Here is a 13,170-nt window from a genome sequence, read left to right on the forward strand (position 1 = left end):
GGCCATGTGCAAGGCATGCGATTACACGATCCACGGCGCGCAGCACCACTTTGGCTGGGACAATTCGATTGCCCCCGTCCAACGGGTGGAACCGGGCCAGACGATCCTGTTTCACTGCCACGACAGTTCGGCGGGCCAGCTAGGCCCGTCGTCCACCGTGGCTGATGTGGAAACGCTGGATTTCGGCAAGATCAATCCGGTGTCCGGCCCGATCTGGGTTGAAGGGGCCCAGCCGGGGGATGCGATCAAGGTGACCCTCGATAGTTTTGCGCCCCGTGCGCAGGACGGCAAAGGCTGGGGCTGGACCGCGAACATTCCCGGCTTTGGTCTGCTGGCGGATCAGTTCACCGATCCCGCGCTGCATATCTGGACCTATGATCCGGACACCATGGCACCATCGCTGTTTGGCAAAGAAGGCCGCGTGCCGCTCAAGCCCTTTGCCGGCACCATCGGCAACGCGCTGGCGGAACCCGGCCTTCATTCCGTGGTCCCGCCCCGGCGGGTGGGCGGCAATCTGGATATCCGCGATCTGTCTGCGGGCACGACGCTTTATCTGCCGGTCGAAGTCGCGGGGGCGCTGTTCAGTGTTGGTGACACCCACGCCGCCCAAGGCGACGGCGAGGTGTGCGGCACCGCGATCGAAAGCCCGATGGACGTGGTCCTGACCCTTGATCTGGTGAAAAATGCGAACCTGAAAACCCCGCGTTTTACCACGCCGGGGCCGGTCACGCGGCATCTGGACGCCAAGGGCTACGAGGTGACAACCGGCATCGGCCCGGACCTGATGACCGCGTCCCGCGATGCGGTGGCGGCCATGGTCGATCATCTGTGCACCACGCGCGGCATGGCACCGGTGGACGCCTATATGCTGGTCAGCACCTGCGGCGATCTGCGGATTTCAGAGATTGTGGATATGCCGAACTGGATCGTCAGCTTCTACTTTCCGCGTTGCGTGTTCGAATGAGCGCGGACTTAAAACCAGTGACCGGGGCCGACATGGCCCCGGACACCCCCGTTTTGTCGGTGCAGGACCTGACCGTTGCCGTCCGCACGCAAGGGGGGCTGCTGCCCCTGATCCGCAACATCAGCTTTGATCTGGCGCGGGGAGAGACCTTGGCGATTGCAGGCGAAAGCGGGTCTGGCAAATCCATCACCTCGCTGGCGATCATGGGCCTGCTGCCGCCTCCTGCGGTGCGCGTCACCGGGGGGTGCATCAAACTGGGCGAGCAGGCCCTGACCGGCATGCCGGAACCGGAACTGCGCGCCGTGCGCGGCAACCGTGTTGCGATGATCTTTCAAGAACCGATGACCAGCCTCAATCCGGTCATGACCATCGGCACCCAGTTGGTCGAGGCGATCCGCGCCCATGCGCCGATCTCTCGTGCAGAAGCGCGCCGAGAGGCGCTGGAGGCGCTGAGCGCCGTGCGCCTGTCCGAACCTGCCCGCCGCATGGGCCAGTTCCCGCACGAGCTGTCGGGGGGCATGCGCCAGCGCGTCATGATCGCGATGGCCCTGGCGCTAAAGCCTGACGTGCTGATCGCCGATGAACCAACGACCGCGCTGGATGTCACCGTGCAGCGCGAAGTTTTGGACCTGCTGCGCGATTTGCAGGCCTCCCGCGGCACCGCGATCCTGCTGATTACCCACGACATGGGCGTTGTTGCCGAAATGGCCGACCGCGTCGTCATCATGCGCAAAGGCGTGATCGAGGAAACGGGCCGCGTGAACGATATCTTTGCCGCGCCGCAGCAGCCCTATACGCAGGCTCTGCTGGCCGCCGTGCCGCGCATGGGCCAAGGCGGCACGGCCGTGCCCCGTGCCTCTGCGCCTGTCGTGGCGGACCTGCGCGATGTGCAGGTGCGCTTTGATCTGCGCGGCGGTGTGCTGAACCGCGTCACACACCGGGTCCATGCGGTCGAAGGCGTCAGCTTTGATATCCGCGCAGGCGAAACCTTTTCCCTTGTGGGCGAATCCGGTTGCGGCAAATCCACCATTGCCCGCGCCATCACCGGACTTGTGCCCCATACCGGGCTAATTCGCGTCGGCGATCAGACCGTTGGCACCATGACCGCGCAGGCCCGCAAACGGTTAAGCGCTGTGACTCAGATCGTCTTTCAGGATCCGATGGCCGCGCTTGATCCGCGCATGACCGTGGGAGACCAGATTGCCGAACCCCTGCTGATCCACGGGCAGGGCGATGCCACCAGCCGCCGCGCCCGCGCCGCCGCCTTGATGGAAAAAGTCGGCCTGACCACCGCACAGCTGGACAATTACCCGCACGAATTTTCCGGCGGGCAGCGCCAGCGAATTTGCATCGCCCGCGCGCTGGCCCTGACGCCCAAGCTGATCATCGCGGACGAAAGCGTATCTGCGCTGGATGTGTCGGTGCAGGCGCGGGTGCTGGATTTGCTGCGCAGCCTCAAGGACGAATTCGGCATCGCCATGCTGTTCATCAGTCACGATATGGCCGTGGTGGAAAATATCTCTGACCGGGTCGGGGTGATGCACCTTGGCCAGATCGTAGAGGTCGGGAGCCGGGCGCAGGTTTTCGGCAACCCTCAGCACCCCTATACGCGGCGGCTGATGGCGGCGGTGCCGATTGCCGACCCCGCCGCCCAGCGCCCGCAGGTGCCGCGCATGTCCGGCGATATTCCTAACCCCGTGCACCCCGCCGGTGCCATCGTGGCGCGGCATGTGATGCAAGAAGTCGCCGCCGGCCATCTGGTCGCCGTGCACAGCGGGTAGGGCAGCGCCAGATAGGGGCAACCTGCGCCGGTATGGATCGCTGCGACGTACGGGCACTGTGCCAAGGTTTGGATTGACCGCAGCGCGGGGTGCGGATCAAACTGCATCCGATGCTGTGCGGGTCAGGCGGGCAGGGCGATCACCCTGCCCGAATTGCCGGTCACCTGCGCGGCCCGCCGAACCAGAAGGACTGATGTGATGGCACACGATTTACCCGGCATGGGCCCCGATCTTGGACCTTTCAAATGGGATGATGCCCTGCTGCTGGAAACCCAGCTGACCGAGGACGAGCGGATGCTGCGCGACGCGGCCCGCGACTTTGCCCAGACAGTCCTGCAACCGCGCGTCACGCAGGCCTACCGGGAAGAGGCCGCAGCGCCGGACCTTTTTCCCCTGATGGGGCAGGCGGGGCTGCTGGGCTGCACCATCCCCGAAGAATACGGCGGCCTTGGCGCATCCTACGTCACCTACGGGCTGATCGCCCGAGAGGTCGAGCGTGTGGATTCGGGGTATCGGTCGATGATGTCGGTGCAATCGTCCTTGGTGATCTATCCGATCCACGCCTACGGGTCCGAAGAGCAAAAGCAGAAATACCTGCCGGGTCTGGTCAGCGGCGATCTGATCGGCTGCTTCGGCCTGACCGAACCCGACGCGGGTTCCGATCCCGGCGGCATGAAAACGACGGCCCGCAAAACCGCTGACGGTTATGTGCTGAACGGGTCGAAGATGTGGATTTCAAACGCGCCTTTCGCTGACGTCTTCGTCGTCTGGGCCAAGTCCGACGCGCATGACGGCAAGATTCGCGGCTTCGTGCTGGACAAGGGCATGGAAGGGCTGTCTGCGCCGAAAATCGGTGGCAAGCTGTCCTTGCGCGCATCCACCACAGGCGAGATCGTGATGAAGGACGTGGCCGTGGGCGAAGACGCCCTGCTGCCTGGTGTGCAAGGTCTGAAAGGGCCGTTCGGCTGTTTGAACCGTGCGCGCTACGGCATCGCCTGGGGCACTATGGGCGCGGCAGAGTTCTGCTTTCACGCCGCCCGCCAATACGGGATGGACCGCAAGCAGTTCGGCAAGCCGCTGGCGCAGACCCAGCTTTACCAGAAAAAGCTGGCGGAAATGCAGACCGAAATCACCCTTGGTCTGCAAGCGGCGTTGCAGGTGGGCCGCCTGATGGACACTGGCCATGCGGCACCCGAAATGATCAGCCTGATCAAGCGCAATAACTGCGGCAAGGCGCTGGATATCGCCCGTCACAGCCGCGACATGCACGGCGGCAACGGCATTTCCGACGAATTCCAGATCATGCGCCACATGATCAATCTGGAAACCGTGAACACCTATGAAGGCACCCACGACGTGCACGCGCTGATCCTTGGCCGCGCGATCACCGGCTTGCAGGCGTTCTTTTAGGCCAGTGATGCGGGGGCGGCCTGACGCGTCAGGCCGCCCCGTGCTGCAATTGCAACCGCGTGCCGCCCAGATCGCGGAACGCCCGCTGGCGGCAGCTAAAGACGATGATCTGCAAATCCCCCGCCTGGCGGTGCAACGCATCGAACATCCGCTCGATCCGGTCGTCATCGGTATAGACCAGCGCATCATCCAGCAGCACCGGCGCATGTTGTCCGCCCCGTTCCAGCATCCGCGCAAAGGCCAGCCTGACCAACAAGGCAATCTGTTCCTGCGTGCCGCCTGACAGAATATCCAGCGGTTCTTCCTGTCCATCGCGGATCAGCTTTTCCGGAAGCAGGGTATCCTGCGTCCACGTCAGGTCCGCCTGCGGCCAAAGCAGGTGCAGCAGCGGCTTCAGCTCTGCCGCGACGGGGGCGAAATACCGCTCTCGCGCCGCGACACGGGCGTCAGTCAAGGCGGCGGCAAGGCGTTGCAGCACCGCAACCTCGTGATCATAGCGGGTGAGGGTCTGCTCTGCGGCGGCCAGTTGCTGCGTACACTCCGCCAGCCTCTCTTCGACGGCGTCGCCTGCGCCGATGGCGATGCGTTCGTCCAGCGTTGCAATTTGCGGGCGCAGTTGGGCGATCTCTGCATGGGCGGCCGCCTCGATCGACGTGGCGCGGGCAAGGGCGGCTTCGGCACCTGCCAGATCGGGGGCATCGGTGCTTTGTGCGGCGTGGGCCGCCTCTGCTTCTGCCAGCTCTGCCTGCGCTGTTGACATGACCTGCGCCAGACCCGCCTCGGTGTCCGTCCCAAAGCCGGCCATCGCGGCCTCGGCCCGTGCCAAGCGGTCCTGCGCGGCCTGCCGGGCGACCTCTGCCCCGGCCAGTTCGGCCCGCAGGCTGGCCAAAGCCTCTGCCGCGGTGCGGCTGACGGATTGCGCCGCCGCTGCCGCGTCTTGTGCCGCGGCCAGCTGCGCCGCTGTCGTCGCTAGATCAAGCGGCGCTTCTTCTGTGGCGGCGGCTGCCGGGATTTGCGCCAAGGCTTCGCGCAGCGCGTCGATCCCGCCGGGGGCCAGCGCATCAAGGCGCGCGCGCGCTTCGCCCGTGGCGGTGACGGCCTGCGCCCGGACGTCCGCCGCCGCGCGGGCGGTGGCGATGTCGGGCAGGTCCAGCGCGGCCAGCGCCTGTGCCAGCGCCTGCTGTGCCTGCGGCACGGCGTCCGTGTCCTGTGCGCCAGCGCCGGGGCGGATTTCCACATCGCCAAGGCCCGCAATCTGCAAGACGCCGCCGCGCGGAATGGGATAGGGCGTGCCGCCGTCCAGCGCCGCGCCGTCCAGTTGCACCGCGCCGCCGCGACCCGCGGCATAGGTCACGATGACCTGCGTCGCCAGCGCATCCCGCGTCGCACGCGCGGTGGACAGCGCCGCCGCCAACTGTTCCAGCCGCTGCACCGCCGCCCTGTCCGGTTCGGCTTTTGCGGTCGCTGCATGGGTTTCGATGACAGCGCGGGCGGCCTCTGCCTCTGCGATGCGCGTGGTCAGCTCGGCGCGGCGCTGGGCACCTGCACGCGCCGCCGTCTGCCGGTCTAGGCGGGCCTGATCGGCCTGCGCGCCGCGCAGGGCGACCTCGGCCCCGTCCAGGCGGGTCTGCGCGGTGTTGGCCGCCTCTTGCGCGGCGGCAAAGCGGGCGCTGATCGCGGACCGGTCCACCGCCGTCTGCGCCGCTGCCTGCGCCGCCGCGTCGCGTTCGGTCTGCGCGGCGCGCAGGGCATCCAGACGGGTGCGGGCCGCCGTGACGGCCAGCTTTGCCGCAGCGACCTTGCGCGCGGCATTTTCGACCTGTTCGGCATGCCGCGCGGCCTCTTGATGGGCCGCTGTCGCCGCGTCCAGACGGTCCTTGCGGGCGGCCGTCGCGGCGGGGTCTGCCAACTCTGCCAGAGCGCGGCGCTTTTTCTGACGGTCCTGCAGGGCGCTATGAAGCGCCAGCGCGGTTGCCGCCAGCTCTGCCTTTTGGGCGCGCAATTCTTCGACCCGGTCAAAGGCCGTGCGCCATGCACCGCCCGCCTTTTTCTGCCCCGTCGCTGTCGCCAGTTGCGCCAGTTCCGTTTTGCACCGCGCCAGCGCCGCATCCATGCGCCGCCCGCCGGTCATCGCCTCGACCTCCTCTGACACGGACGACATCAGATCGCGCCGCGCCTCCAGCGCGGCGGCCTGTTCGTTCTTTGACCCATCCGTCAGGCCGGTCAGGCCCTGCCGCACCCAGACCAGCCCCGACGGGCCGCCCGCGCCGGTGCCAGTCAAGTTGCTGATCCACGCCTCTGCCGCATCCGCCTGCGCAATCAACGTGCCGCCCTTATGCACCGTCGCCTGCGCCTTGGACGTCCAGCGCTTGAAGATGACAAAGCGCCCTTCGGGTGTTTCCACCTCGATTGTGACCTCTGGCGCGCCGCCCGCGTGGGGTTTAAGCGCCTTGATCTCTTTGTCGTTGGCCCCGTAGGCCTTGAAAAACAGGGCGTGGATGGCGTCGAACAGGGTGGATTTGCCGTGCTCGTTCGGCTCGCTTAGAACATTCAAACCGTCGCCGATCTGCGCAAGGGTCACAGGCGCGGTAAAGCGGCGCACATTGTTCAAGGTAATGGTGCGCAGCTTCATGACTGGTCCTCTTTCACGATTGCATATAGCCGGGCAAGGGCATCTGCCGCGACCTGGCGGTCGGACCCGGCCGCGCTCTCGTCCTCTGCCGCGGCCAGCAGGGTATCGGCAGCAAGGCGCAGGGCCCCGCCGCGGTCAATCTCGTCCAGATCGGCCACATCGTATTGCGTGCCAAGGGCGTCTGTTTGCAGCTCGAAATGCGCAAATTCCGCGCCCAGATGATGGGCCGCGTTTTGCAGGGCGACCTGACCCGGCAGGCCTGCCCATCCGCTGGCCTTGACACGGATCATCAGATCGCGCCGGCCGGCGGCGGGCAGAAGCGCCGCTAGCGCCGCGGCCGCATCGCTGTGCGGGGTCAGGTCCAGCGCCAGCTCTTGCCACAAAAACTGGCCCACCGGCACCTCTGCGATTTGCGGGACCGCGCCGGGGCCGTCCAATGTGACCGCAAGACAAAGGCCGCGTTGGCCGTGTTTAAAGCGGTCCTGTTCGGGACTGCCGGAATAATGCACGCGGGCGCTGACCTGCACACGGCCGTGCCAGTCGCCCAGCGCCAGATAATCCAGCCGCGCAGAGGCGTCGCGGTCGGGCGGAATACTGGCCCCGCTGTCGGTGAAATCGGTGACTCCGCCATGGGCCAGCCCGATCCGCATCACATTCGTGCCAGTGTCGATCTGCGCAAGGCCGTCCGTCGGATCGGTTCCCGCAGACCGCCAGACCACGGGGCAGGGCAGCAACACCGCATCGGGTGCCAGCGCAATGGGGTCTGCGCTGCGGATGCCCTGCACATTGGCAGGGGCGCTGGCGGCAATCATATCCCACAGCGGCTCTGCCTCGCGCAGGTTGTCGTGGTTGCCGGGCAGCAGCCACCAGCGCACCGACCTATCCTCGCCCATTGCGGCAAGCGCCTGACGCACCAGCCCGTGCGACGGGGTTGGCGTGTGGAACGTATCGCCCGCCAGCACGATATCGCTGGCCCCGTGATCCCGCGCCGCCTGTGCAATCCGGCCAATCACCGCATGCCGCGCTTCGCGCAGGCGGCCGCGAATGGTGCCGTCGGGCGGCTCTGGGATATTGGCGAATTTGATGCCCAGATGCAGGTCAGAGGCGTGGATAAAACGAAAGGCCATAAAATGCTCCAAGGCGCGAAAAGGGCGTGCGCGTGGCGCAACGATAGGATGTGTCGCGGCGCTGCACCAGCCGCTTGCGCCGCATGGATTGCATCCTAAATACAGGTGAACCTACAGGAGTCCGATCATGGCTGCATTGAAACTGACCTGCCTCAGCTGCGCCCAGGTGAACCGCGTTCCGGAAGACCGCCTTGCGGCCGCCAAATGCGCGACCTGCGGCGCAAAGCTGGCAGATGGCAAGGTGACAGAAGTCGATCTGGCCACTTTGCAAAAGGCCGCGCGCAACGATGATCTGCCGCTGGTCGCGGACTTCTGGGCACCGTGGTGCGGCCCGTGCAAGATGATGGCCCCGCAATTTGCGCAGGCGGCGGGCGCGCTGGCCTATCAGGCGCGGCTGGTCAAGCTGAACACCGAAATGCAGCCCAAGGCCAGCGCCACCTATGGCATTCGCGGCATCCCAACCCTGATCGCCTTCAAAGGCGGCAAAGAGGTCAAGCGCCAGGCCGGTGCGCAGCAGATGGCGCAGATCATGGCCTGGGTGCCTGAATAAGCTTTTAGGCCTGATCAGCGGCCCAATCCGCCATCTGCGGCGCGATGACGTCGATGATGCGCTGAAATCCCGCAACAATTGACGCAGGCGTGCTGTCCGGCACGGCGGCGGACTGGGCAAACCGGCGCGAGGCTTTGACCCCTTGGGTGCGGTCGTCGATGGCTGTCAGCGTGATATCGACCTGCGCTGTGAATGTATCCGGGGCAGTGACTTCGACCTCGAAGGTATCGATACGCACCAGCAGCACCGTATCTGCGACAGGCCCGCCTTCGGTGCGGCCGGCATAGGCGACGCGGCCGGTGCCGGAAATGCTGCGCACCAGCACGGACTGGACGACAACGGGTAAATCATCGCTCCACCTTGCGTCCGGCAGATAGGTGACGGCGGCAGGGGCAGGGCGGATCATCAGCCGGTCGGTGCCGATGGGGGCTGCGGCCTCTGGCAGGGCGACCAGCAGGGTTGCGGCGCTGCGGCGGCCAGCGGTCGCGCCGGATGCGGGGCGCAGGTCATAGGTGTCCAGCGGGGTCGATGCGGCATCAAGCGCCGAAATGGCGCTGCATCCGCCCAGCACGGCGGCTCCGCCCAGCAGGGCCATGCGGCGGGTCAGATGGGTCATTGTCACCTCCTGTATTCGGGGACGCGGTCATCAAGGATAAAGCGGGCCGGGTCATTGGTCACCCGGCGCACCACGGTTTCCAACGCATTGACCAGCCCCCGCGCGTCAGAGGCAAGACGCGACAGTTCCGGCAGGCCGGTGCTGGCAAAGCTGCCGATGCCCGGCGCGCTGGCGGCGACGGCACCTTGCACCTGGCCGACAACGGCATCGGCGCGGGCGATCAGTGCCCGCAGATCGGCGGTGATGGCAGGGGCGTCGCTGGCGACCTGATCCACCGCGGTGCTGATCTGGCCGGCGGCGGTGCGGATGTCGTTCAGGGCCGGTTCCAGGTCGGTCTGCATCAGCCCGTCTGCCGATGTGAACGCTGATTGCGCCGCCGCAAGCGCCCCGTCCGCCCCGCGCAGCGTGGTATCAAGCCCGTCCAGACTGGTGTTCGCGCGCGTCAGCACGTCCTGCGCTGCGACCAGTGCTGCCTGCGCCTCTGCTGTGATCGGGTCGATCCGCCCTGTCGCTGCCGCCAGATCGGCGGCAATGCGGTCCACGGCGGCGGTGGCGGTGGCGGTGGCGGCGCGGATATCGGCGACGACGGCAGGGGCATCCGTCCGGGCGATCTGTTCGATCGTATCCATCGACCGCTGGGCGGCGGCCAGCACCTCCCGTGCCTCTGCCACCATCAAGGTGCCGTCGCCATCCACAAGGGTGTTGAAACTGTCCGATGCCGTTGTCACAGCTGCAAAGGCGGTATCGGCGGCCTGCAGCGATTGTTCCAGCTCAGCCAGCCGGGCGTTCAGCAGATCCGGCGTGGCCGACAGCCCGTCGAGCGCCGTGCCCGACCGTTCCTGCAGATCCGCAATTGCGGCGCGGGCCTGCGCGGCGGTGCCCGCGATATCGGCCAGAATGGCAGGCACATCCTGCCGCAGCATCGCCTCGACGCTGGCAATGGCGGCGGTGGCCGATGTGACGGCGGGTTGTGTATCCGTCAGCACCGTATCGGCGCTGTCAAAAGTGCGGGTCACACTGGCCAGCGTCTGATCCGCCTGCGCCAGCGTGTGCGTCACCGCAGCGGCCAGCCCGTCCAGCCGGCTGGTAAAGACCGAGATTTGCGACACCCCTTCGCTGACCGTGCCGGTGATGGCTGAAAAGTCGTTCAGCGCCTGATCCAGTCGCGCGGAGGACGCATCAAGGTTGCCCAAAATCGCCGCCACATGCGCCTGATTGTCTGGCCCCGTGATCTGGCGGAATTGTTCCAGCAGGCGCGTCGCCTCTGTCACCAGATCGGGGGCGTCTTCGACCAGGGCCTGCATCGTCGACCGGCGCGAGGTGATGATTGGCAAACCGCTTGCGTCAACCTCTGGCGCTGCCGCATCAGGCGTGCCCCCCGACAGCGAGATATAGCTGACGCCGGTCACGCCCTGCGATTGCAGCTGCGCCACCGTATTGGCATGGACCGGGGTGGCGGCGTCGATTTGCACCGTGGTCAACACGCGGGACGGATCAGTGGGATCAATCGCCAGCGCGATGACCGATCCGACAGCGATCCCGTTGAACCGCACATCGCCAGAGGCCCCAAGCCCTGAAACATCATCGAAATAGATGCCATAGGTCGCATACTGCCGGTCCAGTTGCAGCCCAGCCAGCCAGATTAGAAAACCCAGCGAGCCGACAATCGCCAGCAGCGTAAACGCCCCGATCAGCAGGTAATTTGCACGGGTTTCCATCAGCTTGCCTTTCCAGCAGAGACGAGGGCGGCGCGGGCGCGGGGGCCGTGGAAATATTCGCGCACCCAAGGGTGATCGACCTGCATCATGTCGTCCATCGTTCCCACCGCCAGAACCTTGCGATCCGCCAGCACGGCAATCCGGTCGCAAATCGCATTCAGACTATCAAGGTCATGGGTCACCAGAAACACCGTCAGCCCAAGGGCCGCCTGCAATTGTTTGATCAAGGTATCAAAGGCCGCAGCCCCGACCGGATCCAGCCCTGCCGTGGGTTCGTCCAGAAACACAATCGCCGGGTCCAGCGCAATGGCGCGGGCAAAGCCTGCGCGTTTGCGCATGCCGCCCGACAGCTCTGACGGGAACTTGTCCATCGCATGTTCCGGCAGACCAACCATGCGCACCTTGATCGCGGCCAGCGTTTCGCGCAGGGCATCAGGCAGATCCAGCTGTTCGCGCATCGGCGCTTCGACGTTCTGGCGCACGGTCAGGGATGAAAACAGCGCCCCGTCCTGAAACATCACGCCCCAGCGGCGGCGCAGATTGCGATAAGCATCGCCGCCGGTATCGCGCACGCTTTCGCCGAACACTTCGATACTGCCGCCGGCAGGGTCCAGCAGGCCGACAATCGCGCGCAGCAGCACGGATTTTCCCGTGCCGGATCCGCCGACAATGCCGATGATCTCTCCGCGGCGCACGTCAAGGTCAAGGCCGTCATGAACGGTATGCGTGCCGAACCGCGTGACAAGGCCGCGCACGCGGATGATGGGATCGTTTGGATCGGCCGTCATCAAATGCCCACCGCCGCGAAAAAGATGGAAAACAGCGCATCCATCACGATCACCATAAAGATCGACAACACGACAGAGGTCGAGGTCAGCCGCCCCAGCGATTCCGCGTCGCCGCCGACGTTCATCCCTTCAAAGCAGCCGATGATGCCGATGATCAGCGCAAAGAACGGGGCCTTGATCATGCCGACGCCAAAGTGCCAGACATCCGTGTTCGACAAAAGCCGCGCCTGAAACACGGCCGGCGATACGCCCAGATCAATCCACGACATCACCGCGCCGCCAATCAGCCCCGCCATATCCGCGATGAACCCCAGCGCCGGCAGCATCAGCATCAGCGCCAGCACCCGCGGCACCACCAGCACGTCAATCGGATCAAGGCCAAGGGTGCGCAGGGCGTCGATTTCCTCTCTCATTTTCATTGACCCGATCGCAGCGGTAAAGGCGGACCCGGATCGGCCCGCGACGATGATCGCGGTCAGCAGAATCCCCAATTCCCGCAGCACAGAGATCGCGATCAGATCGACCACAAACACCTCTGCCCCGAACTGGCGCAACTGGGCAGAGCCCTGGAATGCCAACACCACGCCGATCAGGAACGCCATCAGCGCGACAATCGGCACGGCGTTCAGCCCGACTTGCTGGCATTGATGCACAAGGGATGTCAGGCGCAGCCGCCGCGGGTGCCACAGCAGGCCGGCGATGGCGGCCACGACCTGTCCCAGAAACGACAGCAGCGCCTTGGCGGTCTGACCCGCCGCCACAACGTCCTTGCCAAAATCGCTAACCCGCTGGGTCAGCCACTGCGGGGCAGGCGGGGCGGCATCCGGCGGGGCCAGATTGGCGCGGACGGTTTCGATCAGCTGTGCCTGTACGGGCGTGGCACCGATAATCTGCGCGCCGCCCGCACGGTTCTGCAAATCGACCAGAAACCACGCACCTGCCGTATCCATGCGCGTCATATCAGTCACGTCGATCACAGCGCCCGCCGCCACCGGAACGAAGGGCAGCGCTGCCACGGCGTCAATCGTCAGCGACCCCGCAAGGCGCAGGCCATCGTCCGTCACGGTCAGATGCGCGGCGGGTGTCATAAGGCGGCCGACGCCGGGCACCGGGCAGAAGAGAGAGGCAGGGTCAAAACGTCATTGCACCGTCAGAACAGGGCATTCTGCGTGGGTCGTCAGCTTTTGCGACACGCTGCCCACCAAAAGCCCGCGCAGGGTGCCAAAGCCGCGGCGGCCTGCGATAATCAAATCGGTGCCCGTGTCTTTGGCGTGTTGCAAAATCGCCTCTGCCGCAGCGCCGCGCAGCACCTTGGTGCTGACATTTGCGTGCCCCGCGTCCGCTGCGATCACCACGGCCTTGTCCAGTACCTGCTGGGCCAACGCCTTGATTTCGCTGTCATCCACGGGGATAAAAATCACCTCTGACCCGACTGCGACAGCGTCGTTGCGCAGTTCCGGCACATGCACGATCTGCAATTCGGACCCATATTTTCCGGCGATATCCACCGCGATCCGCAGCGCCCGTTCGGCATGGTCAGAGCCATCGAAACAGACCAGTATCTTGTTGAACATGATGGTCCCC

General features: G+C 65.6%; 11 protein-coding genes. 4 read left to right on the forward strand and 7 right to left on the reverse strand.

The window, feature by feature from the left end; translation table 11 throughout:
* The first annotated feature begins 4 nt into the window (after positions 1-4).
* The 3 genes from SJY10_RS07315 to SJY10_RS07325 all read left to right on the forward strand — a co-directional run bounded on the left by SJY10_RS07315 (position 5) and on the right by SJY10_RS07325 (position 4,155).
* Positions 5-964, forward strand: a complete 960-nt coding sequence (locus SJY10_RS07315; protein WP_386681032.1) for an acetamidase/formamidase family protein — start codon at positions 5-7, stop codon at positions 962-964.
* A gap of 32 nt (positions 965-996) precedes the next feature.
* Positions 997-2,745: a dipeptide ABC transporter ATP-binding protein gene (locus tag SJY10_RS07320; protein ID WP_386681034.1), complete on the forward strand. Its 1,749-nt coding sequence runs from the start codon at positions 997-999 to the stop codon at positions 2,743-2,745.
* 198 nt (positions 2,746-2,943) lie between these two features.
* Positions 2,944-4,155 carry an acyl-CoA dehydrogenase gene (locus SJY10_RS07325; RefSeq protein WP_386681036.1) on the forward strand — a complete coding sequence of 404 codons (1,212 nt, stop codon included), beginning with the start codon at positions 2,944-2,946 and terminating at the stop codon, positions 4,153-4,155.
* 28 nt (positions 4,156-4,183) lie between these two features.
* On the opposite strand, the gene SJY10_RS07330 is transcribed toward SJY10_RS07325, so the two are convergent.
* Together SJY10_RS07330 and SJY10_RS07335 are read right to left on the reverse strand one after the other, a co-directional pair.
* The gene (locus tag SJY10_RS07330) at positions 4,184-6,787 is read right to left on the reverse strand and encodes a chromosome segregation protein SMC (protein ID WP_386681038.1); all 2,604 of its coding nucleotides are present in this window, start codon (positions 6,785-6,787) and stop codon (positions 4,184-4,186) included.
* The gene (locus tag SJY10_RS07335) at positions 6,784-7,914 is read right to left on the reverse strand and encodes an exonuclease SbcCD subunit D (RefSeq protein ID WP_386681040.1); all 1,131 of its coding nucleotides are present in this window, start codon (positions 7,912-7,914) and stop codon (positions 6,784-6,786) included. The genes SJY10_RS07330 and SJY10_RS07335 overlap by 4 nt, the downstream gene beginning before the upstream one ends.
* A 127-nt stretch (positions 7,915-8,041) precedes the next feature.
* Between SJY10_RS07335 and trxC the strand changes: the two genes are divergently transcribed.
* Positions 8,042-8,464, forward strand: coding sequence for a thioredoxin TrxC (trxC, locus tag SJY10_RS07340; protein ID WP_386681042.1), 423 nt, complete (start codon positions 8,042-8,044; stop codon positions 8,462-8,464).
* A 4-nt stretch (positions 8,465-8,468) separates the two neighbouring features.
* Here trxC and SJY10_RS07345 read toward each other — a convergent pair whose 3' ends face one another.
* From SJY10_RS07345 to SJY10_RS07365, 5 genes are read right to left on the reverse strand one after another with little or no spacing between them, the layout of a single operon-like run.
* Complete coding sequence (locus SJY10_RS07345; protein WP_386681044.1) at positions 8,469-9,080, reverse strand: ABC-type transport auxiliary lipoprotein family protein; 612 nt, start codon at positions 9,078-9,080, stop codon at positions 8,469-8,471.
* Positions 9,081-9,082: 2 nt separating this feature from the next.
* Complete coding sequence (locus SJY10_RS07350) at positions 9,083-10,798, reverse strand: MlaD family protein (protein ID WP_386681046.1); 1,716 nt, start codon at positions 10,796-10,798, stop codon at positions 9,083-9,085.
* Positions 10,798-11,586 carry an ABC transporter ATP-binding protein gene (locus tag SJY10_RS07355; RefSeq protein WP_386681048.1) on the reverse strand — a complete coding sequence of 263 codons (789 nt, stop codon included), beginning with the start codon at positions 11,584-11,586 and terminating at the stop codon, positions 10,798-10,800. The genes SJY10_RS07350 and SJY10_RS07355 overlap by 1 nt, the downstream gene beginning before the upstream one ends.
* Complete coding sequence (locus tag SJY10_RS07360; RefSeq protein ID WP_386681050.1) at positions 11,586-12,674, reverse strand: MlaE family lipid ABC transporter permease subunit; 1,089 nt, start codon at positions 12,672-12,674, stop codon at positions 11,586-11,588. The genes SJY10_RS07355 and SJY10_RS07360 overlap by 1 nt, the downstream gene beginning before the upstream one ends.
* Positions 12,675-12,725: 51 nt before the next feature.
* Positions 12,726-13,160: a universal stress protein gene (locus SJY10_RS07365; RefSeq protein ID WP_386681052.1), complete on the reverse strand. Its 435-nt coding sequence runs from the start codon at positions 13,158-13,160 to the stop codon at positions 12,726-12,728.
* Positions 13,161-13,170: the final 10 nt, after the last annotated feature.

The organism is Loktanella sp. R86503, from assembly GCF_042466455.1.
In the GTDB taxonomy this organism is placed as follows: Bacteria; Pseudomonadota; Alphaproteobacteria; order Rhodobacterales; family Rhodobacteraceae; genus Loktanella.

What these genes read in the sequence shown, in the direction of transcription:
- SJY10_RS07315 (WP_386681032.1), top strand. Translation starts at nt 5, where the DNA reads ATGTGCAAGGCATGCGATTACACGATCCACGGCGCGCAGCACCACTTT.
- SJY10_RS07360 (WP_386681050.1), bottom strand. Translation starts at nt 12,674, where the DNA reads ATGACACCCGCCGCGCATCTGACCGTGACGGACGATGGCCTGCGCCTT.
- SJY10_RS07330 (WP_386681038.1), bottom strand. Translation starts at nt 6,787, where the DNA reads ATGAAGCTGCGCACCATTACCTTGAACAATGTGCGCCGCTTTACCGCG.
- SJY10_RS07350 (WP_386681046.1), bottom strand. Translation starts at nt 10,798, where the DNA reads ATGGAAACCCGTGCAAATTACCTGCTGATCGGGGCGTTTACGCTGCTG.
- SJY10_RS07345 (WP_386681044.1), bottom strand. Translation starts at nt 9,080, where the DNA reads ATGACCCATCTGACCCGCCGCATGGCCCTGCTGGGCGGAGCCGCCGTG.
- trxC (WP_386681042.1), top strand. Translation starts at nt 8,042, where the DNA reads ATGGCTGCATTGAAACTGACCTGCCTCAGCTGCGCCCAGGTGAACCGC.
- SJY10_RS07365 (WP_386681052.1), bottom strand. Translation starts at nt 13,160, where the DNA reads ATGTTCAACAAGATACTGGTCTGTTTCGATGGCTCTGACCATGCCGAA.
- SJY10_RS07325 (WP_386681036.1), top strand. Translation starts at nt 2,944, where the DNA reads ATGGCACACGATTTACCCGGCATGGGCCCCGATCTTGGACCTTTCAAA.
- SJY10_RS07320 (WP_386681034.1), top strand. Translation starts at nt 997, where the DNA reads ATGGCCCCGGACACCCCCGTTTTGTCGGTGCAGGACCTGACCGTTGCC.
- SJY10_RS07355 (WP_386681048.1), bottom strand. Translation starts at nt 11,586, where the DNA reads ATGACGGCCGATCCAAACGATCCCATCATCCGCGTGCGCGGCCTTGTC.
- SJY10_RS07335 (WP_386681040.1), bottom strand. Translation starts at nt 7,914, where the DNA reads ATGGCCTTTCGTTTTATCCACGCCTCTGACCTGCATCTGGGCATCAAA.